This window comes from Blastochloris sulfoviridis (assembly GCF_008630065.1).
Lineage (GTDB): Bacteria > Pseudomonadota > Alphaproteobacteria > Rhizobiales > Xanthobacteraceae > Blastochloris > Blastochloris sulfoviridis.
In genome coordinates, this window is the sequence record NZ_VWPL01000008.1 from 26,863 (window position 1) to 49,068 (window position 22,206).

Here is a 22,206-nt window from a genome sequence, read left to right on the forward strand (position 1 = left end):
GTGATCGGCCGCACCCTGGGCACCTATTTCGCGCGGCGCTTCATGGAAGCGCTGATCCTGGTGTTCCTGGGATCGGCGCTGCTGATCGCGGTGGTCGATTTCGTCGAGATGCTGCGGCGCACCGGCGACACGCCCAAGGCCACCGTGCTGCTGCTGGCCCAGCTCACCCTGTCGCGCGTGCCCTCGCTGGTCGAGCAGATGCTGCCCTTCGCCATCCTGTTCGCGGCGATGGGCAGCTATCTCAACCTGTCGCGCCGGCTGGAGCTGGTGGTCACCCGCGCCGCCGGCGTGTCGGTGTGGCAGTTCATGTTTCCCGCCGTGGCCTGCAGCCTGGCGGTGGGGGTGTTCTCGACCATCCTCTACAATCCGGTGGCGGCGGCCCTGAAGGAGCACGCCAACACCCTGGAGGCCGACATTTTCGGCAGCCGCTCGCTGTTCTTCCAGGGCGGCGGCGAGGGCGACATCTGGCTGCGCCAGTCGAGCGAATCGGGCCCGGCGATCCTCAATGCCAAGGCGGCCACCGAGAACGGGCGCCGCCTCGCCAGCGTCGTCGTGCTGACGCTGGATGCCAACGGCCAGCTCCTGGAGCGCATCGAGGCCGCCTCCGCCCGCCTCGAAGACCGGGCCTGGATTCTCGAAACCGTGCGAATCTTCTCCGCCACGACCCAGCCGCGCAGCTTCGACACCTACCGCCTCGCCACCACCTTGACCGCCGACCAGGTGCGCGATTCCCTCTCCAAGGCCGATTCGGTGTCGTTCTGGGATCTGCCGGACGCCATCGTCGCAGCCCGCGAGGCCGGTCTGTCGCCGGCACGCTTTCAGCTTCAATATCAGAGCCTTATAGCGCGGCCTCTGCTGTTCCTGGCGATGGTGATGATCGCCGCCGCGGTGAGCCTGCGGTTCTTCCGGATCGGCGGAATTGCGCCGATGATTCTGAGTGGCGTGGTCGCCGGCTTTCTGCTTTATGTCGGCTCCGAACTCGCTGAAGATCTCGCTTCGGCGGGAATGATTGGTGTTGTGCCTGCGGCCTGGGGTCCGGCTGCAGCGACAGTGTTGCTGGGCTTCATGGTGCTGCTTCAGCAGGAGGACGGGTGATGACGGATCGGGCTCGACCGCCGCATCGCCCTCAAGGAACCGGCACCGAAGCCGGTCTGGCGCTGGTGCGCACGCTCCTGCTCGGCACGGCGGCGGGTGCGCTTGCGCTCGCCGCAAGCGGCGCGCTCGCGCCGGTGCACGCCCAGTCGCGAGGGCCTGCGATCGGCACCGGGCTGGAGGCGCCGCGCCTGCAGGCCGGCAAGGAGATGCTGGTCACCGCCGACGAGCTGCAATACGACTACCAGAACGACCGCGTCTCGGCCGTCGGCCACGTCCAGATCTACAATGACGGCTCGGTGCTCGAGGCCGACCGCGTCACCTATGACCGCCGCGCCAACAAGATGTATGGCGAGGGCAACGTCCGCCTGAAGAGCAAGTCCGGCGACGTCGTCTATGCCGAGCGGCTGGAACTGACCCAGGACTTCAAGGAGGGCTTCGTCCAGTCGCTGCGGCTGGAAGGCGCCGACCGCACCCATTTCGCCGCCGCCAGCGCCGACCGCCGCGACGGCGACGTGACGGTGTTGCGCTCGGGCGTCTACACCGCCTGCGAGCCCTGCAAGGAAGACCCCAAGAAGCCCGTCGCCTGGCAGGTCAAGGCCGCCCGCATCATCCACAAGGAGGGTGAGCGGATGGTCTATTACGAGAACGCCACCATCGAGATGTTCGGCCTGCCGATCGCGTGGTTCCCGTACTTCTCGCATCCCGACCCGACGGTGAAGCGCAAGTCCGGCTTCCTCATCCCGGAGTTCGCCCAAAGCACGAAGTTCGGCTTCTCCGCCGGCATCCCCTACTATTGGGCGCTGGCCCCGGACTACGACGTCACCCTGACGCCGACCATCACGACCAAGCAGGGCGTGCTGATGCAGGGCGAGTGGCGCCAGCGCCTGATCAATGGCGCCTACACCATCCGCGCCGCCGGCATCCACCAGGAGGATCTCAGCGTCTTCGTCCGCACCGACGGCTCCACCACACCCGGCTACCGCGAAGACCGCGGCATGATCGAGTCCCACGGCGAATTCTGGCTCAACGAGCGCTGGCGCTGGGGCTGGGACGCCGCCATGCTGTCGGACAAGACGTTCCTGCAGGACTACGACCTCAACAAGCACACGGTGTTCGCCTTCGGCCAGAAGGAAATCCGCTCGCAGGTCTTCATCACCGGCATCGGCGACCGCAGCTTCTTCGACGCCCGCTCGGTCTACTACATGGGCCTGTCGGAGTACGACTCGCAGAAGCAGCTGCCGATCACCCACCCGATCATCGACTACAACTACGTCTTCCTGCCGCCGGTGTGGGGCGGCGAGGCCGGGTTCAACGTCAACGTCGCCAGCATGTCGCGCACCCAGGCCGACCTCGACGGCATCAACGGCTATGACTGCTCGGCGCTGTCGACCGACGTCAGCCGCAACAACTGCGTGATGCGCGGCGCGCCCGGCACCTATTCGCGCCTGTCGGCGGACATGTACTGGAAGAAGCGGCTGATCGAGCCGACCACCGGGCAGGTGGTGACGCCGTTCCTCACGATCCGCGGCGACACCGCCTGGCGCGATGCGCCCACCTACGACTACTCCAGCGAGTTCGTCAGCAGCGACAACCAGATGCTCTCGCGCGGCATGGCCGCGGCCGGCCTCGAATACCGCTGGCCGTTCATCGCCGTGCAGTCCTGGGGCACGCACACGCTGGAGCCGATCGCCCAGCTCGTCGTCCGCCCGAACGAGAACCAGATCGGCAAGCTGCCCAACGAGGACGCCCAGAGCTTGGTGTTCGACGACACCAATCTGTTCGAGATCAACAAGTATTCCGGCTATGACCGGGTCGAGGGCGGCGGCCGCGTCAATGCCGGCCTCCAGTACACCGCCCAGCTCAACGGCGCCGGCACCGTCAACGCCCTGTTCGGCCAGTCCTATCACATCTTCGGCCTGAACTCGTTCGCCCAGGCCGACATGGCCAATACCGGCCTCGACTCCGGCCTCGACACCACGCGCTCGGACTATGTGGCGCGCCTCGCCTACCAGCCGGACGGCGTCTACACCCTGTCGTCGCACTACCGCTTCGCCGAATCGGATTTCGAGGTGCGCCGGTTCGAGATGCAAGGCGGCGCCAAGTACGAGCGGATCAATCTGGCGGCGCTCTACGGGCGCTACGCCCCCCAGCCGCTGCTCGGCTACACCGATTGGCGCGAGGCGGTGGTCGGTTCGACCGGGCTGAAGATCAGCAGCAACTGGTCGGTCAGCGCCGCGGTGCGCTACGATCTGATCAACGAGAAGATCGACACCACCAATTTCGGCATCAAATACCTGGATGATTGCTTCGGCCTCAGCGTCAACTACGTGACCGACTATACCGAGAGCGGCAACGCCGAGAACGTGCACAAGGTTCTGTTCAAGATCGACCTGCGCACGCTCGGCGAAGGCGGCTTCTCGACCAATGTGGGGTCGCTGACCCCGTAACTGCCGCAATCTGGTGGAACAGAGGGGCGATGGTGTCCTTGATTCGCATTCGCATGCGGACCGTCCTGGCCGGCCTTGCGCTCGTGGCGGCGGCGGTCCTCCTTCCGGTGGCGCCGGCAAAGGCGCAAGTGGTGGCCCTGGTCAATGGCGAGCCGATCACCGCGCTCGATGTCGCCCACCGCACCCGCCTGCTGACCCTGACGAGCCAGGGCCGCAGCCCGGACCGCAAGACGGTGCTCGAGGAACTCATCGACGAACGGCTGAAGCTGCGCGAGGCCAAGAAGTTCGGCGCCGTGCCCTCCGACAGCGAGGTCGACACCGCCTTCGGCAACATCGCCAGCCGGGCGCGGATGTCGACGGCCCAGTTCGCCCAGATGCTGAGCGCTCAGGGCTCGAACGAGCGCAGCTTCAAGGACCGCCTGCGCGCCGAGATCGCCTGGGGCGGGCTGGTGCGCGCCCGCTACAAGGTGGTGGCGCAGGTCGGCGACAATGACGTCGCCGCAGCCCTCAGCGCCCGCAAGCAGGAGGCGCCCCAGCGCATCACCGAGTACACGCTGCGCACGGTGGTGTTCGTGGTGCCGCGCGGCGCCAGCGACGCCACCTATGAGGCGCGCCGCCGCGACGCCGAGGCGTTGCGCGCCCGCTTCCAGGGCTGCGACGAGGGGCTGGCCATCGCCCGCAGCGCCAAGGAGGTGGTGGTGCGCAACGCGGTCCGCAAAGCCTCGGCCGACCTGACGCCGGCCTTGCGGGAACTGCTCAACGCCACCCCCGACGGCAAGCTCACCCCGCCCGAACGCACCGAGGCGGGCGTCGAGGTGGTCGCCGTGTGCAGCCGCCGCGAGGTCGCCGGCCAGACCGCGGTGATGAAAGAGGTGCGCCAGGAACTGGTCAGCGAGCGCCTGCAGACCCAATCCAAGCGCTATATGGCGGAGCTGCGCCGCGCCGCGCTGATCGAATACCGCTGACGTTTCATGGCCGCGCCGCTCGCGCTCACGCTCGGCGAGCCGGCCGGCATCGGCCCCGACATCGCGCTGGCCGCCTGGGCGGCCCGGCAGGCGCTTGATCTTCCCCCCTTTCTGCTGATCGGCGACCCCGACCTGCTCGCCGCCCGCGCCCGCACGCTCGGCCTCGACGTGCCGGTCGAGCCGGCAACGCCCGAGACCGCCGCCGCAACCTGTCCGCGCGCGCTGCCGGTGCTGGCCACCGGCCACCCCGCCACCGCCCAGCCCGGCCGCCCCGATGCGTCCAGCGCCCCGGCGGCGATCGCCGCCATCGAGACCGCGGTGGCGCTGGTCCGGGCCGGCCGCGCCGCCGCGGTGGTGACCAACCCGATCGCCAAAGCGGTGATGTATCAGGCCGGCTTCGCCTTCCCCGGCCACACCGAGTTCCTGGCCGAGCTGGCGGCAGGCGATGGAAGTTCCAGCACCGGCGGCGGCGACAGCCGGCCGCCGGTTCCGATCGCGGATTTTCGGGAAATCTCTGATTTCGAAAACGAAAATCCGCGAGTATCGCCGGCCCGATGCGCCAGCATCCCGGGCCGGCGGAAACGGCTTCGCCCGGTGATGATGATCTGGTCCGAGCTGGTCGCGGTGGTGCCGGTGACCATCCACATCCCGCTCGCCGAGGTGCCGCGCCGCCTCAGCCGCGAGCTGATCGTCGAGACCGCGACGATCACCGCCCGCGACCTCGCCGCCCGCTTCGGCATCGCCCGGCCGCGCCTCGCGGTGTGCGGCCTCAACCCGCACGCCGGCGAAGGCGGCACACTCGGACGCGAGGACGAGGACATCGTCCGACCGGCGGTCGCGGCGCTGCGCGGCCTTGGCCTCGACGTGCGCGGGCCGCTGCCGGCCGACACGCTGTTCCATGCCGCGGCGCGCGCCACCTATGATGCCGCGCTGGGCATGTATCACGATCAGGTGCTGGCGCCGGCCAAGGCCCTGGCGTTCGACACCGCCGTCAATGTCACGCTGGGGCTGCCGTTCGTGCGCACCTCGCCCGACCACGGCACCGCCTTCGAGCTGGCCGGCACCGGGCGCGCCAGCCCGTCGAGCCTCATCGCCGCGCTCAGGCTGGCGCACCGGCTGTCGTCGCCCACATGAGCCAGATCGACGACTTGCCGCCATTACGCGAGGTGGTGCGCACCCATGGTCTCAGCGCCACCAAGGCGCTGGGCCAGAACTTCCTGTTCGACCTCAACCTCACCGCCCGGATCGCCCGCGCCGCCGGCCCGCTTGAGGACGCGACGGTGGTCGAGGTCGGCCCCGGCCCCGGCGGACTGACCCGGGCGCTGCTCGCCTGTGGCGCCAGGCGCGTGGTGGCGGTCGAGCGCGACGCGCGCTGCCTGCCGGCGCTGGCCGAGATCGCAGCCCACTATCCCGGCCGGCTGGAGGTGATCCACGGCGACGCGCTCGCCACCGACCTCGCCGCCGCCGCCGGCCCGGGCGAGGCGAAGATCGTCGCCAACCTGCCCTACAACGTCGCCAGCGCGCTGCTGGTCGGCTGGCTCACCGGCGAGCGCTGGCCGCCCTGGTGGACCTCGCTCACGCTGATGTTCCAGAAGGAGGTCGCCCAGCGCATCGTCGCCGCGCCCGGCGACGATGCCTATGGCCGGCTCGCCGTGCTGGCCGGCTGGCGCACCGAGGCGAGGATCCTGTTCGACGTGCCGGCCCAGGCCTTCGTGCCGCCGCCCAAGGTCACCTCCTCGGTGGTGCACCTCGTCCCGCGCGCGGCCCCCCTGCCCTGCGCCTGCGCGGCGCTGGAGCGAGTGACGGCGGCGGCCTTCGGCCAGCGCCGCAAGATGCTGCGCCAGTCGTTGAAGTCGCTCGGAGGCGATGCCGCCGCGCTGATCGCGGCGGCCGGCCTCGACCCCACCCAGCGCGCCGAGACCGTGCCGGTTCCGGGCTTCGTCGCCTTGGCCCGGGCGCTGACGCCCAGGGGTGGTGTCGGTTAGAGCATTCTCCGCAAAAGTGGGAACCGGTTTTGCGAAAGAGAATGCGACAATTCAAAAACCTGGAGCATCCGCCTGGTTCGATCGGCGGATGCTCCAGGATGCGGCATCAGTTAAGGTAACGCCTTCTGCGGCCGCCGTGGCTTCCCAGGCCGGTCCTGGAACGGTAGTTTTGCCTGCGCCGCAGCAGGCCCGAGGCGCGATCCCGGTTGGATCGCCCTGAGGGGACCGAGGCGCGGCGACGGCGCCCGCCGGTGCGCCGATTCGCGTTGCACCTGAAAGAGTTGCCTGGATAACCCGCATGTCCCGCCGCATCCGCCTCTATCTCGTCGCGCTGGCCGTCTGGCTCGGCATGTTCGCCCTCGCCTTTGCCAATGGGGCGCTGCGGGTGCTGGTGCTGGAGCCGTGGCTCGGCGACGTGGCCCTGCCGATGTCGGGCATTCTGGGCATCATCCTCATCGGCACGGTAGCGGCGCTGTTCGCCCTGCGCGCCCGGCCGAACCTTGGCGATGCGTTCGTCATCGGCACCGGCTGGTTCGTACTGACGCTGGGCATCGAGATGGTGCTGATGCTGTTCGCCGGCCGGTCGACGAGCGAGGTGGCCGACGCCTTCACCTTCGCCGCCATCGCCAAGGGCGACCTGTTCGCGCCGATGCTGGTGTGGATGGCGGCGGTGCCGGCGGCCATGGTGCTCACCCGGACCAAATCGGACGGCTGAGCGAAGCGTGTCGGGCGCAATCGCCAAGCGTATTGCGCCTTGCCCACTCCATGAGAGGTCGTCATTCCGGACGGCGCGAAGCGCCGAGCCGGGTTCGTCGTCTTCCGTGCCGCGTCATCCCGGGCGAGCGAAGCGAGACCCGGGATCGTCCGCAGAAAAAGACACCCCTTCCTGAAAACGGCCCCGGCTCCTCGCTGCGCTCGGTCCGGGACGACGGGGTGGCGGCAAACGGTCCCGGCTCGCGCGCCTTCGGCGCTTGGCCGGGACGACGACCCTCTCACCCCGCCGAAACCGCCGGCTCCGCCAGGCCGTCGGCGGTCTCCAGGTCGAATGCCTCGTCCACCTCGACGAAGGTATCCGGATAGAAGCCGTTGAAATGGGTGCGCAGGCCCAGCGAATAGGCGCCGATGTGGCCGATCTCGATCCAGTCGCCGGTATCGACGCTCTCGGGCAAATAGAACGGCCGCGACAGGATATCGACCGAGTCGCAGGTGGCGCCGCACACCCGGAACGGCTCGATCTTGGCCGGGTTGCCGGTGCGCCGCCGGCGGGCGGGGTCGGGCATCAGCCGGACGGGCAGCGGGATCTTGCCGGTCCATGAATCGGACAGCGAGCCCCACACCCCGTCATTGATGTAGACGCGCTGGCCCTTCTTCAGCAGCACCCGCACGATCACCGAGAACGCGCGGGCGACGATCACCCGGCCCGGCTCGGCGATCAGCGGCACGTCGCCGAAGCCGAATTCCACCACCTCGCGCTGGATCTCGTCGAGCAGCGCCTCGGTCGGCGGCGGCAGCGGCGCCTTGCGGCCGGGCTCGCGGCCGTAGCGGGCGGGAAAGCCGCCGCCGATGTCGAGCCCGGCGATCGGCACGCCGGCCCGCCGGCGTACGGCGGCGGCGATCGCCAGCGCCTGATCATAGGCGTCCGGATCCTCGACCTGGCTGCCGACATGGAAGGCGAGCCCGACCCGGAAGCCGATGCCGTCGATGCGCTGGGCGAGCTCGGCGGCGTGACCGGGGGCGGCGCCGAACTTCTTCGACAGCTCGTAGGCCGCCTCGCTCTTGGTGGCGAGCCGCACATAGAGCGTGATCTCACCGGGGTCGATGTCCATGGCCCGCACCACGCGCAGGATCTTGGCCACCTCGTCCTCATGGTCGAGCGCCAGCGTGCGGATGCCGTAGCTTTCCAGCGCCAGCCTGATGTCGGACTGCGCCTTCACCGGGTGCATGTAGAGCAGCTCCGCCCCCGGCGCCGCCGCCCGCACCGCGTCGAACTCGGCGGGGCTCGCCACGTCGAAGCTGTCCACCCCCTCGGCGGCCAGCACCGCGAGCACCATCGGCTCGCCATTGGTCTTCACCGCATAGGCGGTCTTGCCGCGGAAGGCCGCGCGGAAGGCGCGGATGTCGGCGGCGAGCACCCCGGGCCGGAAGCAATAGACCGGCTGGTCGGGCCGCAGCCGCATCGCCGCGTCAAGGGCGGTGGGGAAGCGTGGCATCGCCGGCTGGGCGGTGATTCGCGAAGGCGCGGGCATCGGCACTCTCCGGCGCAAACAGAACGCCTCCCCGCCCCCCGGTTCGGCCACGGCGGCGGGGCGGGACTGTTGCGTCCATACCGCGTTTCCAAGAAAAACGCATGGCGGACCCCGCCAGGAGCGCTGGGCGCCCCGGATGGCGCCTTGCGGGGCCTTGCGGCCCCTTGACCGTTGACGGAGGGACTTGCATCGTCATTTCAGGCAGAGCGAGCGGGAATGCACCCATGCACAACGTATGGCGGATGAAGGTTGTGGCGCTGGCCGCGGCGATGGCGTGCTGGGGCCAGGTGTCGGGGGCGGCCGCGCAGGACCGCGTCAATCCCGCGCCGTATTCGCTCGACCGGTCGGTGATCATGGAGAGCACGCCGGTCGACCCCACGCCGATCGAGCGGCACTATTACGGCTGGGTTCCCCCGTGCGAGGATTCGTGGGCCCTCACGCGCATCAACGCCTTCTTCGCGGAGACGGAGCGCTCGTTCTGGGCCTCGCCGCTGCGCATCCAGGGCTATGAGAAGATCCGCGAGGTCGCCTACCGGCCGTGGGGCTACGGCAAGATTCCCCGCCGCTATTGCGAGGCCATGGCCCTGATGTCCGACGGCAAGCCGCGCCCGATCTACTATTCGCTGATCGAGGACGGCGGGTTCGCCGGCATCGGCTCCGGCGTCGAGTGGTGCGTGCAGGGCCTCGACCGGAGCTGGGCCTACGCCCCGGACTGCCAGATGGCGCGACCGTGAGGTTGAAGGCGACCGCGGCCGCCCTGTCGCTTGCCGCCTGCCTCGTCACCGCCCCCGCCCCGGCCCGCGCCGATACGCCCGGCACGTTCGACTTCTACGTGCTGGCGCTGTCCTGGTCGCCGACTTGGTGCCGCCAGGAGGGGGCGCGGCGCGAGGCCGAGCAGTGCCGGTCGAACCGCCCCTACAGCTTCATCGTCCACGGCCTGTGGCCGCAGTTTGAGCGCGGCTATCCCGCCAACTGCGTCGCCCGCCCGCCCCGGCTCGACGACCGGCTGGTGCGCTCGATGCTGGACCTGACCCCGAGCTTCGGGCTGATCCTGCACCAATGGCGCAAGCACGGCACCTGCGCCGGCCTGGAGCCGGCCGCCTTCTTCGACACCGTCCGCCGCGCCCATGAGCGCGTCAAGATCCCGTCCGAGTTCCGCGATCCCGACCGGCCGCGCCAGATGGCCCCGGTCGAGGTCGAGAACGCCTTCGTCCGCGACAATGCCGGCCTTGCGCGCGACATGATCGCCGTCGATTGCCGCGAGGGGCTGCTGCGCGAGGTGCGCATCTGCTTCTCGCGCGACCTCGCCTTCCGCCCCTGCCCGGAGGTCGACCGCCGCGCCTGCCGCACCGGCCGCATCGAGGTGCCGCCCCCGCGCGGGGGGTGATATGGTTTCCGGCCCGGGATCGTCCTGTTTCGAGCCTCGTCATCCCGGCCGAGCGCCAGCGAGAGCCGGGATCGTCATCAAGAAAAGGCCCCCTTTCTGACAACGGTCCCGGGTCGCGCGCGCCACGCGCGCTTGCCCGGGACGACGATCTCTCCCCGCGTCGTCCCGGCCGAGCGCCAGCAACTCACAGACCGCATGAACTACCGCCACGCCTTCCACGCCGGCAATTTCGCCGACATCCTCAAGCACGCGGTGCTGGCGCGGGTGCTCGCCCATCTCGGCCGCAAGCCCGCGCCGTTCTGCGCCATCGACACCCACGCCGGGCGCGGCCTCTACGACCTCGACGCCAGCGAAGCCACCCGCACCGGCGAGTGGCGGGGCGGCATCGGCCGGCTGCGCGACGCGCCGCTCGATGCCGCGGCCGAAGAGGTGCTGGCGCCGCTGCGCGCCGCGCTGGCTGCGGTCGAGGCCACGCACTATCCCGGCTCGCCATCCATCATCGCCGCGCTGGCCCGGCCGGGCGACCGGCTGCATTTCGTCGAGCGTCACCCGGACGATGCCGCGGCCCTCGCGGCGCTGTTCCGGCGCGACCGGCGGGTGAAGGTGACCGAGCTCGACGGCTGGCTGGCGCTGCCGGCCTTCGTGCCGCCGCCGGAGCGGCGCGGCCTGGTGCTGGTCGATCCGCCCTTCGAGGAACAAGGCGAGTTCGAGCGGCTGCGCCACGGCCTCGCCAAAGCGCATGCCCGCTGGCCGACCGGCACCTATCTGCTGTGGTATCCGCTGAAGGACGTCGCCGCGGCGGAGGCGTTCGGCGGCCAGCTCGCCCGTGCCGGCATCCCCGACATCCTCCGCGCCGAACTGCGTGTCGGGCCGATCCGCGCCGACGGGCCGCTGAACGGCTGCGGCATGGTGGTGGTCAACCCGCCCTGGACGCTGGAACGCGACCTCCAGGTGCTGCTTCCGGCGCTGGCCGAACGCCTGGGGCAGGATGAACTGGGCCGCAGCACGCCGGGGCACGGCGGCGGCCGCTTCCGGCTCGACCGGCTGGCGGCGGAGGCCGCGGGGTCCGTTGGGCCGGGGACAGCGCCGGCCCGCGGCCGGGATCAGAAGGGTGCCGGGTGACGGCAAGCACCGCCGCGTCTCGCCCGCCACGGGGGCACGCCCTCGCCGCCGTCATCGCCGGGCTTGTCCCGGCGATCTCGATCGCACCATCGCAACGGTAACGGAAACGAGGGCGGCAGGCGGGTGCCCGGAACCATCGGGATCGCCGGGACAAGCCCGGCGATGACGGGGATTGTCGCGACCAAGGCCTCTTGGCCCGAGGCCGCCGATCCGCGCCGGCTTGAGCCCGGCCTTCTCGGCCACCACCCGCCGCCGGTCTTGCGGCAGGAGCTGCGCCGGGCCGAAAAAATTCGGGCGCCCGGCCGGATCGGCGGACGCCCGCGAAGTCGTCTGGAGCAATCGGTTTCTTTCTATGATTGTCCCAGTAAACGTGGCGTAAATATGGATCAGAAATGGTAGTTCACGCCGGCGCGCAGCAGGCTGGCGTCGAACTCGTTCTTCCACGGCAGCTCGCCATAGTGCTTGTCGCCGAGGTCGACATAGAGATATTCGATCTTGGCCGAGACGCTCTGGGTGATCGCGCCCTCGACACCGGCGCCCAGCGTCCAGCCGATGTGGCTGGCGTCGTCCTTGCCGCCCCAATATTTGTAGGTGCCGCTGCCATAGGCGAAGCCGCCGGTCAGGTAGGGCAGGAAGCGGTCCCAGGCGTAGCCGACGCGCATGCGCGTCGTGCCGAGCCAGTCGAGCTCCCATTTGTCGCCATAGAGGCCGTCGTCGACGCCCGAATAATTGATGTCGGTCTCCACGCCGAACACCACATTGCCCCACTGCCAATTGGCGCCGCCGGTGAGGCCGCCGATGAAGCCCGAGGGCTCCAGGCCGCCGGAATTCGACAGGTCGCCCGAGGCGAAACCGGCATTGAGGCCGAGATAGAAACCGTTCCAGCTATAGGCCGCCGGCGCCGAATAATAGGGCGAGGGCTGACGCTGGATCATGTCCGCCGCCATCGCCGGCATGGCCGTGAGCATCACAGCCGCAAACGCTCCTGCGATTTTGGTCATCGGTCTTACTCCTTGTCTCGTCGCGGTCACGAACACCGCCGCTCCTGTCGTGAATTATAGAGTGAACGATTCACCCTGTGCCGCGGGCGCCGGAATGCGCCCAGCGAAACCGGGCAGCGTGATAAATGAAACGTAAATATTCACGAGAATGCCTTTTATTCGGCAGCGAACATGGCAGAATGTGGCCAGGATCGCAGCGGTAACGTGACGACACCTTGGATGCCCGACCTGATCGACATGATTAATTCTTCGTTACTGCCGATTCTGCGCAACGCCCCCGAGCCGCTTGCCGGCCGGCGGGCGCCATGGCATCGAGACGAGACGTTTCGTGAGTGAGGCGATGCCGGCAGCGATCCCCGTCTCGATCTTCCTGATCGCGTGCAATGAGGCCGACCGGCTCGGGCGCACGCTCCAGGCCGTCCAGGGCCTCACCGACGATATCGTGCTGGTCGATTCCGGCTCGACCGACGACACGATCGAGATCGCCGCGAGCTTCGGCGCCCGGGTGGTGCACAATCCCTGGCCCGGCTACGGCCCGCAGAAGCGCTTCGCCGAGAGCCTGTGCCGGCACCGCTGGGTGCTGAACATCGACGCCGACGAGGTGATGCCGCCCGACCTCGTCGCCGAGCTGCGGGCGCTGTTCGCCGACGGCGAGCCGCCGTGCGACGCCTTTGAGATCGCCATCGCCGAGGTGTTCCCGGTCGAGACCGCGCCGCACCCCTGGGCCTATTCGCTGGCGCCGGTGCGGCTCTACCGCACCGACCGCGGGCGCTATTCCGACAGCCCGGTTCACGACCGCGTGGTGCTGGCCGAGGGCGCCCGCGTCGGCCGGCTCAAGGGCCGCATCCACCATTTCTCGGTGCGCTCGCTCGGCGAGCAGATCGCCAAGCTCAACGCCTATACCGACCAGCAGGCCGACGATCTCGACCGGCGCGGCGTCAAGCTCCCGGTCTGGCGGCTGTTCACCGAGTTTCCCGCCGCCTTCCTCAAGGCCTATGTCGGGCGCCGCCACTTCGTGCGCGGCCTCTATGGCGTGATGACCGCCGCCAACTACGCCTTCTTCCGCTATCTGCGGCTCGCCAAGCACCTCGAACGCCGGATGATTCTGGAACGCCGGACGGTCCGGCAGGCGCGGGACGGGCAATGAGCGCCCCCGGCGCGGCGCTGATCACCGGCGGCGCCAAGCGCATCGGCCGCGCCATCGCCGAGGCCCTGGGCGAGCGGGGCTATGCGCTCGCCATCCATTACGGCCGCTCGACGGCGGAAGCGCAGGCGCTGGTCGAGGCGCTCAGCCGGCGCGGCCTGCGGGCTGCGGCCGTGTGCGCCGATCTCGCCGACCCCGACGCGGTGGCCGCCCTGGTGCCGGCGGCGGCGGCCAGCGTCGGGCCGCTGACGCTCCTGGTCAATTCGGCCTCCGAGTTCGAGCCCGACGAGATGGGCACGCTTGAGCGCGCCCGCTTCGAGCGCCAGCTTGCGGTCAATCTCACCGCGCCGGTGTTCCTCACCGAAGCCTTCGCCCGCCAGCTTCCCGAAGGCCGCGACGGCTGCGTGATCAATGTCCTCGACCAGCGGGTGTGGCGGCCGACGCCGCGCTTCGTCTCCTACACGCTGGCCAAGTCGGCGCTGTGGATGGCGACCCGCACCATGGCCCAGGCCCTGGCGCCGCGCATCCGCGTCAATGCCGTGGGGCCGGGGCCAACGCTCGCCAATCCCCGCCAGAGCGAGGACGATTTCGCCCGCCAGGCCGCCGCCGTGCCGCTCGGCCGCGCCGCCACGCCGGCCGAGATCGCCAATGCCGTGCTCTATCTCACCGCGGCGCAAAGCGTCACCGGCCAGATGATCGCCGTCGATGGCGGCCAGCACCTCGCCTGGCGCACGCCCGACGTCGAGGGCATCGCGGAGTGACGAAGGTCATCCCGGACGAAGCGAAGCGAAGACCCGGGATCGTGTGCGATTATCCTGTCGTCCCGGACAAGGGCCGAAGGCCCGCGATCCGGGACCGTTGTCCGGAAAGGGTCTCTTCCTGCGGACGATCCCGGGTCTCGGCCGGATGCTCCGCATCCCGCCTCGCCCGGGATGACGTGGTGCGGAGAACGGTCCCGGCTCGGTGCTGCGCCGTCCGGGACGACAGCCCGGGCCGCGTCATTTGCCCCCCCTCACACCGGCACGCGCACGGTGGCGCGCAGGCCGCCGAGCGGCGACTCCGACAGCGTGATGTCGCCGCCATGGCTGCGCGCCACGTCGCGGGCGATGGCGAGCCCGAGCCCCGAGCCGCCCTGGTCCTGGTTGCGGGCATCGTCGAGCCTGAGGAACGGCCGGAACACCTCGTCGCGCATGTCGGGCGGAATGCCCGGCCCGTCGTCGTCGACCGTGACGGTGAACCAGCGATTGTCGCGGGTGGCGGTGATCTCCACCGTGTCGGCGAAGCGCGAGGCGTTGGCGACGAGATTGTGCAGCAGGCGCTTGAAGGCATCCGGCCGCACCGTCACCATCGGCTGGCCGATATAGGTGACGTTCGCCTTGTCGCCGGTGCGCTCGACCTCGTCGCAGAGTTCGGCCAGCAGCAGCTCCATGTCGGTGGGCGCCGCCTGCTCGCCGGAATCGCCGCGCGCGAAGGCCAGATAGTCCTCCAGCATGCGGGTCATCTCGTCGACGTCCTTCTTCATGGCGTCGGCCTCGGTGGTGTCGTCGAGCAGCGCCAGCTCCAGCTTGAAGCGGGTGAGGATGGTGCGCAGGTCGTGCGACACGCCGGCCAGCATGGTGGTGCGCTGCTCGATCTGGCGCTCGATGCGCCGCTTCATCTCCAAAAAGGCGTGCGAGGCGCGCCGCACCTCGCGCGCGCCGCGCGGCCGGAAGCCCTCGACGTCGCGCCCCTTGCCGAAGCTCTCGGCGGCGTCCGCCAGGGTCTGGATCGGCCGGATCTGGTTGCGCAGGAAGGCCACCGCCACCCCCACCAGCACCAGCGAGGTGCCGACCATCCACACCAGGAAGATGTGCGAGTTGGAAGCGTAGGCTTGGCTGCGCCGGGCGAACACCTGCACGATCACGCCGGGCTCGAGCTGGATGCGGATCTCGACCAGCGAGGAATTGCCCACCGTGTCGATCCAGAACGGCTTGCCGATCTGGCGCCTGATCTCGCGCGACAGCGCCGAATCGAGCAGCGAGAAGAAGGGCTTGGGGCCGGCGGGCGGCAGCGTCTCGCCGGTGCGGAAATTGAGCGTGAGGCCCTGGCGCTCCATGGCGATGCGGCGCAGCGTCGTCGCATCCTTGTCCTGCGGATAGAGCCGATAGACGTCGATCAGCGCCGCGATGTCCTGGGTGACGGAGGCCGACAGCCGGTAGGTCACCGTCTGCCAGTGGCGCTCCATGAACACGAACGCCACCACCGCCTGCAGCAGCACCATCGGCGTGACGATGATCAAGAGCGAGCGGGCATAGAGGCCCTGCGGCATCCGCCCCTTCAGCCCGACGGTGACGCGGTTCCAGGCGCGCTTGGCCAGCATCGCCGCCACCCGCCCGATTTCCGCCCCGGCTTCCGAAACGCTCATCGCCGCCCGCTCACGGCGACACGACGAGGCGATAGCCGACGCCGCGCACCGTCTGGATGAACAGCGGGTTGGCCGGATCGTCCTCGATCTTGCGGCGCAGCCGGTTGACCTGCACGTCGACCGCGCGCTCGCTGGCTTCGGCGCCCGGCGCGGCGAGGTCGATGCGCGGCACCGTCTCGCCGGGGATGCGCGCCAGCGCCCGCAGCATGTCGCGCTCGCGGTCGGTGATGCGCACCAGCTCGGCGCCGCGCCGGAGCTCGCCGCGCTCGAGCTGGAACACGAACTCGCCGAAGCACACCACGTCGGGCGACTTGGAGGGCTGGGGCGCGGTGCTGCGCTTGAGGATGGCGCCGATGCGCAGCAGCAGCTCGCGCGGCTCGAACGGCTTGCCGAGATAGTCGTCGGCGCCCGATTCCAGGCCGGCGATGCGCTCGGACGCCTCGGTGCGCGCCGTCAGCATCAGGATCGGCACGTCGGAGCGGCCGCGCAAGGACCGGGCGAGGTCGAGGCCCGATTCGCCGGGCATCATCACGTCGAGCACCAGCAGGTCGAACGACAGGCTCTCCAGCCGGGCGCGCGCGTCGGCGGCCGAGGCCACCGTGGTGACGCGGTAGCCGTTCTCGGTGAGGTAACGCGACAGCAGCGCCAGGATGCGGGCGTCGTCGTCGACCACCAGCAGATGGGGCGCGTCGTCGGGAGGAACCACGATCGGGCGGGGCACCGCAGCCTCCTTCTGCCTGTTGCTATTTGTGGCGGTCGCGCCGGTTGCCGTCGCCGCGCGCGATCAGCGTCTCCACCTCGCGGCGCTGGTCGGGGTCGAGAATGCCGTTGAACAGCCGGCAGGCGCTCTCGCGGGTTTCGCCGGAATCGGCGAGCGCGCGCATCAGCCGCCCGGTCTGCACCTGCGCCACCTCGGCGGCGAGCTTGGCGCCCTTGTCGGTGAGGTAGAGCAGGCGCTGGCGACGGTCGGCGTGGCCCTCGCGCTGGACGACGTAGCCGGTCTCGACCAGCTCGCGCAGCACCCGCCCCAGGCTCTGCTTGGTGATCTTCAGGATGTCGAGCAGCTCGGCCACGGTGATGCCGGGATGGCGGGCGACGAAATGCAGCGCCCGGTGATGGGCGCGGCCGAAACCGTAACGTGCGAGCATGCCGTCGGCATCGCCGGTGAACGCCCGGTAGGCGAAGAACATGAGCTCGATCAGGTCGTAGGCCGGCTCGGCCGGATCCGCGGGCGCGGCTGCGGCTCCGACAGGGCTGGTCTGCTCGGCTGCGAAATTTATGTCAGCCATATTGACTTATTCCGGTCCGATTGTTACCCAAACCGCCGTGTTGGCGAAACGATCGTGCCAACCCCGCCGGGTCGGGTCAGCGATGCTTACCAAATATGCGCCGCGAAGGCGAGCCGAACCCGGCATCTGCCAGACGATCGAAGGTTTATCGCAAAGGTTTATCGGCGGCCGCGCCGCCGACCCATTGGAGGATGTAACCATGGCCCTGATGCCGTACGACGACCGTGACGGATTCATCTGGTTCGACGGCAAGCTGGTGCCGTGGCGCGACGCCAAGATTCACGTCTTGACCCACGCCCTGCATTACGGATCCGGCGTGTTCGAGGGCGAGCGCGCCTATGGCGGCGTGGTGTTCCGCTCGCGCGAACATTCGCAGCGGCTGAAGGACTCCGCCAAGATCCTCGACTTCGAGGTGCCCTGGACGGTCGAGGACATCGACGCGGCCAAGCTCGCGGTGATGGCGGCGAACGGCCACACCAACTGCTATGTGCGGCCGGTGGCGTGGCGCGGCTCGGAGGAGATGGGGGTCGGCGCCCATGCCAACACCATCCACCTGGCGATCGCCACCTGGGAGTGGCCGAGCTATTTCGACCCCGAGATGCGCAAGAAGGGCATCCGGCTCGACATCGCCGACTATCGCCGCCCCGATCCGGCGACCGCGCCGTCCACCGCCAAGGCGGCCGGCCTCTACATGATCTGCACCATCTCCAAGCATCGCGCCATGGCCAAGGGCTACACCGACGCCATGATGCTGGACTGGCAGGGCCGCGTCGCCGAATGCACCGGCGCCAACATCTTCTTCGTCAAGGACGGGGTGATCCACACGCCGACCGCCGACTGCTTCCTCAACGGCCTGACCCGCCAGACCGTGATCGACCTGGCCAAGCGCCGCGGCATCGAGGTGGCCGAGCGCCGCATCCTGCCGGAGGAACTGGCGGGCTTCAGCGAGTGCTTCGTCACCGGCACCGCCGCCGAGGTGACGCCGGTGGGCGAGATCGGCCCCTACCGCTTCACGCCGGCCAAGCTCACCGAGACGCTGATCGAGGACTACACCGCCGAGGTGCAGCCGAAACAGCAGGCGGCGTAACGGACGGCGTAACGGATATTATCGCCTCGTCGTCCCGGGCAAGCGGCGTCAGCCGCGCGACCCGGGACCGTTCTCCGGAAGGGGGTGTGCTTTTTCGGATGACGATCCCGGCTCTCGCTCACGCTCGGCCGGGATGACGAGGCCCGAACCGTCGTCCCGGGCGGCGCCAAGCGCCGGGCCGGGACCGCGGGCAGCGATCCCGTAGGGCGCAATAGCGAAAGCGTATTGCGCCGGCACGAGCCGACGCGGGCGGCGCAAGTGGCGGAATACGCTGCGCTATTCCGCCCTACGCTTCGCTCGGCCGGGACGAGGACCACCCCGTCACGCCGGCGCGCTTCCAGCCGGCCCGCGCCCAAGCGGCCGCGTCATGAGCCAGAAACGCCGCGTAACGGCCGAGCATGGCGCAGGTCAGCACGATGGTGGCGATCCAGTAGGCGGGCATGGCGTAGATGCCGGCCCGCGGCGCCACCCCTTGCGTCTCGAGGTCGCGCGCCAGCGCCACCAGCGGATCGGCCGTCAGCACCACCAGCAGCAGCACGCACAGGAACAGCAGGGTCTCGCGCACCGGCAGCAGCCGCCGGCCGGCGTCCGCGGTCAGCCCCAGACCGGCGCCAAGACTGGCCAGCGCGCCGAGCAGGACGAGCGAGGCGCCCAGCACCGCCGTATAGAGCAGGCCCTCCGCGCTGCGGCCCGCCGCGGCGAGGGCGCTGAGGCGGTCGGCCGAAGTCTCCGGGATCACCCAGAAGTCCGCAGCCCGGTACCACGGGACCGGCTCGAACAGCTGCACCGGATCGGCCAGCACGCCGGCCAGCGTCGCCACCACCGCCACATAGATCGCCACAGCCAGCACGATCAGCCGCGTCATCGCCTGCCTCGCCGTTCACTCGGGGCAGAACGAGGTTAAGGCGGCCCCCAGCCGCGCGCGACAACATCGTTAAGAAAGGGTTAACGGCGCGCGCCGGAATGACGCGGGGGGAGAGGCCGTCGTCCCGGACGGCGCGGAATGCGCAGCATCCGGCGCCGAGCCGGGACCGTTCGCAGGAAGAAGTGCCATGTTCGGATGACGATCCCGGGTCTTCGCTTTGCGAAGCCCGGGATGACGAGGCCCAGGCTGTCGTCCCGGGCAAGCGGCGTCAGCCGCGCGACCCGGGACCGTTTTCCGGAACGGGGCCCATTTTCGGATGACGATCCCGGCTCTCGCTCACGCTCGGCCGGGATGACGCCGGGGGGGAGAGGCCGTCGTCCCGGACGGCGCGGGATGCGCAGCATCCGGCGCCGAGCCGGGACCGTTCGCAGGAAGAAGTGCCATGTTCGGATGACGATCCCGGGTCTTCGCTTTGCGAAGCCCGGGATGACGAGGCCCAGGCTGTCGTCCCGGGCAAGCGGCGTCAGCCGCGCGACCCGGGACCGTTTTCCGGAACGGGGCCCATTTTCGGATGACGATCCCGGCTCTCGCTCACGCTCGGCCGGGATGACGCCGGGGGGGAGAGGCCGTCGTCCCGGACGGCGCGGGATGCGCAGCATCCGGCGCCGAGCCGGGACCGTTCGCAGGAAGAGGTGCCATGTTCGGATGACGATCCCGGGTCTTCGCTTTGCGAAGCCCGGGATGACGAGGCCCAGGCTGTCGTCGCAGGCGAGCGCGAGCCGCGAGCTGGGACCGTCCGCCGGAAAAGGCGTCCTCGCCCCGGCGTTCCGCTCCTCCCCATCCTCACCGTTCTGTGATCGGCCGCCGGTGATCGGGTTTCAGAGAAGGAGCGTATTAACCAGCAGAAGCGAGCAAGAAATGCTGCTTCTCAAATCGTTCTGCAGATTGAACTGCAGATTATGCAGCACTTCACCATAGATGAGCTCGGTCAGAGACTCGTCACCACCTCGTAACAGGAGATGTCCGATGTCCAATATTTCCGATCTCACCCTCGTGGAAAAGGTCACCGTCGCTGCCGCCGGCGCCATCTGCATCGTGCCGCTGTTCCTTTCGTAACAATTTCGCCGGCAGGCCGACCACGCCGCCGCGGGGATGGTGCCAACGCGCCATCCACCGCGGCGGCGGTCGTTTGTGCCGTCTCGTCATCCCGGCCGAGCGTCAGCGAGAGCCGGGATCGTCATCCGAACATGGCACCCCTTCCTGAGCACGGTCCCGGCTCGGCGCCGGATGCTGCGCATCCCGCGCCGTCCGGGACGACGCGGCCCGAAGAAAGCGATCCCCGGATGACGCGGCTCGAAGAAAGCGATCCCCGGATGACGCGCCCGCAGAAAGCGATCGCGGTCTGCGCGGCCCGAAACGATCGACGGCCCGAGGCTCCGATCATCACCGGGGCTTCGGGCCGTCGATTCGGGCAGGCAGGGTGTCAGGAAACTCCGGCCGGGCGGCCGGAGTTTGCCAAGTGTCGGTCAGACCCAGAAGAACGGGACGATATTGATGGCGAAGGCGCTGGCGACCAGGAGCTTTTCCTTGGTGGAGATGGTGGGGAACAACATTGTGCGTCTCCTTGGCTGATGGTGCGTGCGGGCTCGTCATCGGAGCCCAAGATGGGGGAACATCAGACCGCAGCGGGGGCTGCGGCGGGGGTGGAGGCAACCGGGGCTGCGGCGGTTTCGACGCCGGCCTGGTTGCCTCGGTGTTCGTTACGTCCAGAAGAACGGCACGAACAGGACGGCGAATCCGAGGCCAACGGCGGCCTTTTCCTTGAGGCTGGTCTGGGGCAGTTTCAACATCGTACATCTCCCGTTTGATGTTTTGGCGAAATCGTCGAACGATTTCACGCGAGAACAAGAGCTGAACTTCCTGCGGCCGGGGCCGCAGCTTGAGAAGCCGCCCTTCGATGCGCGCTTCTGCTGGTTAATACGGTGTGATGCCGGAGGCCGATCACCCTGGCCGATCACAGAGTGGTGAGCGCCGCCGCCAGCCGCCGCGCGGCGTTTGCGGGCCGGCGCCGGCCGTGCTGCAAGCAGGCGGGCCGCCGCCCCCGAGATTCGCCATGACCAGCCTCGCCGCCGCCGTCACCTCCCCCTATGTCGCGCCGATCCTGCTCCTGATCGGCTCCAACGTGTTCATGACCATCGCCTGGTACGGCCATCTGCAGTTCAAGTCGTATTCGCTGCTGACGGTGATCGTGACGAGCTGGCTGATCGCCTTCGTCGAATACTGCATGGCGGTACCGGCCAACCGGCTGGGGCACGCCGTCTATTCGGCGGCCGAGCTGAAGACGATCCAGGAGGTGATCACGCTGTCGATCTTCGGCGTGTTCTCGGTGGTGGTGCTGAAGGAGTCGATCGGCTGGAACCACCTCGTCGGCTACGGCCTGATCGCCGCCGGCGCCGGCATCCTCTTCAGGGGCAGTTGATCGGGCCGCGGATTCCGGGCAGGACGTCTCCGGAAGACGGCGTCTCCGGAAGACGGCGTCATCGGAGACGACGACCCTCGGGGGAGCCTTCGGGCATCGCAGCATGACGCAAACCGCCGGCTTCGTCTTCGTCGCCGTCATCATCGGCGTGTTCGTGGCGATCGGCCTCTACCGCGGCCACCGGGTGGGCTCGTTCCGGCGGGCGGTGCGGGCGCTGGGCGGTGCGCCGACCCGTCCCGGGCCGCTGCCGGAGGCGGTCGACTGGGCCGGCACCGAGATCATGGCCGCGCGTGCCTTCGAGATCGTTCCGGGCGTGCCGGCGACCTTCATCGCGCTGATGCGCGCCGCCGCCCCCGCGGCCTCCGACGATTTCGGCACCGCCCCGGCCGATCCGTTCCTGCTGCTGCGGCTGCCGGCCGAGGCGATCGCCGACGAGGCGGCGTTCCGCGACGCGCTGTCGCGGGCGGTGTCGCTCGATGCGGTGATCCGCGACGACACCGGCCATGTGGTGGTGATGGCGCGGGCGCTGCACAGCGGCGCGGCGGTGACGGCGCTGGTGACGGCGGCCCGGACGGGGCTCAAACGGTTTCCGGTTGATCCCTTGGGGACACCGGAAACGATCTCGCCGAAAAATCCTCGATCCGAATAGGATTTTTCGGCGATCGGCATACGGGTTCCGGCCTGATCGGC

General features: G+C 69.3%; 20 protein-coding genes. 14 read left to right on the top strand and 6 right to left on the bottom strand.

What is annotated here, in order from left to right; genetic code table 11:
* From lptG to F1193_RS06195, 6 genes are all read left to right on the top strand, one after another.
* Positions 1 to 1,095 (top strand): LPS export ABC transporter permease LptG, encoded by a 1,095-nt coding sequence (gene lptG / locus F1193_RS06170; protein WP_150096809.1) that lies wholly within the window; start codon positions 1 to 3, stop codon positions 1,093 to 1,095.
* Positions 1,095 to 3,542 (top strand): LPS-assembly protein LptD, encoded by a 2,448-nt coding sequence (locus F1193_RS06175; protein ID WP_150096810.1) that lies wholly within the window; start codon positions 1,095 to 1,097, stop codon positions 3,540 to 3,542. The genes lptG and F1193_RS06175 overlap by 1 nt, the downstream gene beginning before the upstream one ends.
* A 53-nt stretch (positions 3,543 to 3,595) precedes the next feature.
* Positions 3,596 to 4,507, top strand: coding sequence for a SurA N-terminal domain-containing protein (locus F1193_RS06180; RefSeq protein WP_170263416.1), 912 nt, complete (start codon positions 3,596 to 3,598; stop codon positions 4,505 to 4,507).
* A 6-nt stretch (positions 4,508 to 4,513) separates the two neighbouring features.
* On the top strand, positions 4,514 to 5,641 hold the full coding sequence (locus F1193_RS06185; protein WP_150096812.1) for a 4-hydroxythreonine-4-phosphate dehydrogenase PdxA: 1,128 nt from the start codon (positions 4,514 to 4,516) through the stop codon (positions 5,639 to 5,641).
* Entirely contained in the window at positions 5,638 to 6,492 is an 855-nt protein-coding gene (rsmA, locus tag F1193_RS06190) for a 16S rRNA (adenine(1518)-N(6)/adenine(1519)-N(6))-dimethyltransferase RsmA (RefSeq protein WP_150096813.1), read from the top strand. The genes F1193_RS06185 and rsmA overlap by 4 nt, the downstream gene beginning before the upstream one ends.
* A gap of 298 nt (positions 6,493 to 6,790) precedes the next feature.
* Positions 6,791 to 7,207, top strand: coding sequence for a hypothetical protein (locus F1193_RS06195; RefSeq protein ID WP_150096814.1), 417 nt, complete (start codon positions 6,791 to 6,793; stop codon positions 7,205 to 7,207).
* 277 nt (positions 7,208 to 7,484) lie between these two features.
* On the opposite strand, the gene F1193_RS06200 is transcribed toward F1193_RS06195, so the two are convergent.
* Positions 7,485 to 8,702, bottom strand: a complete 1,218-nt coding sequence (locus F1193_RS06200) for an alanine racemase (protein WP_150096910.1) — start codon at positions 8,700 to 8,702, stop codon at positions 7,485 to 7,487.
* Between the two features lie 260 nt (positions 8,703 to 8,962).
* On the opposite strand from F1193_RS06200, the gene F1193_RS06205 reads away from it, so the two are divergent.
* The 3 genes from F1193_RS06205 (at position 8,963) to F1193_RS06215 (ending at position 11,247) form a co-directional block, all read left to right on the top strand.
* Positions 8,963 to 9,472, top strand: a complete 510-nt coding sequence (locus F1193_RS06205) for a hypothetical protein (protein WP_150096815.1) — start codon at positions 8,963 to 8,965, stop codon at positions 9,470 to 9,472.
* Complete coding sequence (locus tag F1193_RS06210) at positions 9,469 to 10,125, top strand: ribonuclease T2 family protein (RefSeq protein WP_150096816.1); 657 nt, start codon at positions 9,469 to 9,471, stop codon at positions 10,123 to 10,125. Before F1193_RS06205 ends, F1193_RS06210 begins: the two co-directional genes overlap by 4 nt.
* Positions 10,126 to 10,320: 195 nt before the next feature.
* Positions 10,321 to 11,247: a 23S rRNA (adenine(2030)-N(6))-methyltransferase RlmJ gene (locus F1193_RS06215; RefSeq protein WP_150096817.1), complete on the top strand. Its 927-nt coding sequence runs from the start codon at positions 10,321 to 10,323 to the stop codon at positions 11,245 to 11,247.
* Positions 11,248 to 11,633: 386 nt separating this feature from the next.
* Here F1193_RS06215 and F1193_RS06220 read toward each other — a convergent pair whose 3' ends face one another.
* Positions 11,634 to 12,248 carry an outer membrane protein gene (locus F1193_RS06220; RefSeq protein ID WP_210247308.1) on the bottom strand — a complete coding sequence of 205 codons (615 nt, stop codon included), beginning with the start codon at positions 12,246 to 12,248 and terminating at the stop codon, positions 11,634 to 11,636.
* 340 nt (positions 12,249 to 12,588) lie between these two features.
* Between F1193_RS06220 and F1193_RS06225 the strand changes: the two genes are divergently transcribed.
* Together F1193_RS06225 and F1193_RS06230 are read left to right on the top strand one after the other, a co-directional pair.
* Positions 12,589 to 13,395 (top strand): glycosyltransferase family 2 protein, encoded by an 807-nt coding sequence (locus tag F1193_RS06225; RefSeq protein ID WP_150096912.1) that lies wholly within the window; start codon positions 12,589 to 12,591, stop codon positions 13,393 to 13,395.
* Positions 13,392 to 14,153, top strand: a complete 762-nt coding sequence (locus F1193_RS06230) for an SDR family oxidoreductase (protein ID WP_150096818.1) — start codon at positions 13,392 to 13,394, stop codon at positions 14,151 to 14,153. Before F1193_RS06225 ends, F1193_RS06230 begins: the two co-directional genes overlap by 4 nt.
* A 251-nt stretch (positions 14,154 to 14,404) precedes the next feature.
* Here F1193_RS06230 and F1193_RS06235 read toward each other — a convergent pair whose 3' ends face one another.
* Genes F1193_RS06235 through F1193_RS06245 form a run of 3 tightly spaced genes read right to left on the bottom strand, consistent with a single transcriptional unit; the run spans position 14,405 to position 17,085 of the window.
* Positions 14,405 to 15,796, bottom strand: coding sequence for an ATP-binding protein (locus tag F1193_RS06235; protein ID WP_150096819.1), 1,392 nt, complete (start codon positions 15,794 to 15,796; stop codon positions 14,405 to 14,407).
* Positions 15,797 to 15,806: 10 nt separating this feature from the next.
* Entirely contained in the window at positions 15,807 to 16,517 is a 711-nt protein-coding gene (locus tag F1193_RS06240; RefSeq protein WP_150096820.1) for a response regulator, read from the bottom strand.
* 22 nt (positions 16,518 to 16,539) lie between these two features.
* A complete protein-coding gene (locus tag F1193_RS06245) occupies positions 16,540 to 17,085 on the bottom strand; it encodes a MarR family winged helix-turn-helix transcriptional regulator (protein WP_150096821.1) in 546 nt (181 codons plus the stop codon).
* A gap of 199 nt (positions 17,086 to 17,284) precedes the next feature.
* Between F1193_RS06245 and F1193_RS06250 the strand changes: the two genes are divergently transcribed.
* A complete protein-coding gene (locus tag F1193_RS06250; protein WP_150096822.1) occupies positions 17,285 to 18,172 on the top strand; it encodes a branched-chain amino acid aminotransferase in 888 nt (295 codons plus the stop codon).
* 286 nt (positions 18,173 to 18,458) lie between these two features.
* On the opposite strand, the gene F1193_RS06255 is transcribed toward F1193_RS06250, so the two are convergent.
* Positions 18,459 to 19,037, bottom strand: a complete 579-nt coding sequence (locus tag F1193_RS06255; RefSeq protein ID WP_150096823.1) for a hypothetical protein — start codon at positions 19,035 to 19,037, stop codon at positions 18,459 to 18,461.
* A 2,113-nt stretch (positions 19,038 to 21,150) separates the two neighbouring features.
* Here F1193_RS06255 and F1193_RS06260 point away from each other — a divergent pair.
* Together F1193_RS06260 and F1193_RS06265 are read left to right on the top strand one after the other, a co-directional pair.
* Entirely contained in the window at positions 21,151 to 21,516 is a 366-nt protein-coding gene (locus F1193_RS06260; RefSeq protein ID WP_150096824.1) for a DMT family protein, read from the top strand.
* Positions 21,517 to 21,619: 103 nt separating this feature from the next.
* The gene (locus F1193_RS06265; RefSeq protein WP_150096825.1) at positions 21,620 to 22,165 is read left to right on the top strand and encodes a hypothetical protein; all 546 of its coding nucleotides are present in this window, start codon (positions 21,620 to 21,622) and stop codon (positions 22,163 to 22,165) included.
* The last annotated feature ends 41 nt before the right edge of the window (positions 22,166 to 22,206 follow it).

Excerpts from the sequence above, each read along its gene's own strand:
- F1193_RS06175 (WP_150096810.1), top strand. The coding sequence starts at position 1,095 with ATGACGGATCGGGCTCGACCGCCGCATCGCCCTCAAGGAACCGGCACC.
- F1193_RS06180 (WP_170263416.1), top strand. The coding sequence starts at position 3,596 with ATGCGGACCGTCCTGGCCGGCCTTGCGCTCGTGGCGGCGGCGGTCCTC.
- F1193_RS06185 (WP_150096812.1), top strand. The coding sequence starts at position 4,514 with ATGGCCGCGCCGCTCGCGCTCACGCTCGGCGAGCCGGCCGGCATCGGC.
- rsmA (WP_150096813.1), top strand. The coding sequence starts at position 5,638 with ATGAGCCAGATCGACGACTTGCCGCCATTACGCGAGGTGGTGCGCACC.
- F1193_RS06195 (WP_150096814.1), top strand. The coding sequence starts at position 6,791 with ATGTCCCGCCGCATCCGCCTCTATCTCGTCGCGCTGGCCGTCTGGCTC.
- F1193_RS06200 (WP_150096910.1), bottom strand. The coding sequence starts at position 8,702 with ATGCCACGCTTCCCCACCGCCCTTGACGCGGCGATGCGGCTGCGGCCC.
- F1193_RS06205 (WP_150096815.1), top strand. The coding sequence starts at position 8,963 with ATGCACAACGTATGGCGGATGAAGGTTGTGGCGCTGGCCGCGGCGATG.
- F1193_RS06215 (WP_150096817.1), top strand. The coding sequence starts at position 10,321 with ATGAACTACCGCCACGCCTTCCACGCCGGCAATTTCGCCGACATCCTC.
- F1193_RS06220 (WP_210247308.1), bottom strand. The coding sequence starts at position 12,248 with ATGACCAAAATCGCAGGAGCGTTTGCGGCTGTGATGCTCACGGCCATG.
- F1193_RS06225 (WP_150096912.1), top strand. The coding sequence starts at position 12,589 with ATGCCGGCAGCGATCCCCGTCTCGATCTTCCTGATCGCGTGCAATGAG.
- F1193_RS06230 (WP_150096818.1), top strand. The coding sequence starts at position 13,392 with ATGAGCGCCCCCGGCGCGGCGCTGATCACCGGCGGCGCCAAGCGCATC.
- F1193_RS06235 (WP_150096819.1), bottom strand. The coding sequence starts at position 15,796 with ATGAGCGTTTCGGAAGCCGGGGCGGAAATCGGGCGGGTGGCGGCGATG.
- F1193_RS06245 (WP_150096821.1), bottom strand. The coding sequence starts at position 17,085 with ATGGCTGACATAAATTTCGCAGCCGAGCAGACCAGCCCTGTCGGAGCC.
- F1193_RS06250 (WP_150096822.1), top strand. The coding sequence starts at position 17,285 with ATGGCCCTGATGCCGTACGACGACCGTGACGGATTCATCTGGTTCGAC.
- F1193_RS06255 (WP_150096823.1), bottom strand. The coding sequence starts at position 19,037 with ATGACGCGGCTGATCGTGCTGGCTGTGGCGATCTATGTGGCGGTGGTG.
- F1193_RS06260 (WP_150096824.1), top strand. The coding sequence starts at position 21,151 with ATGACCAGCCTCGCCGCCGCCGTCACCTCCCCCTATGTCGCGCCGATC.
- F1193_RS06265 (WP_150096825.1), top strand. The coding sequence starts at position 21,620 with ATGACGCAAACCGCCGGCTTCGTCTTCGTCGCCGTCATCATCGGCGTG.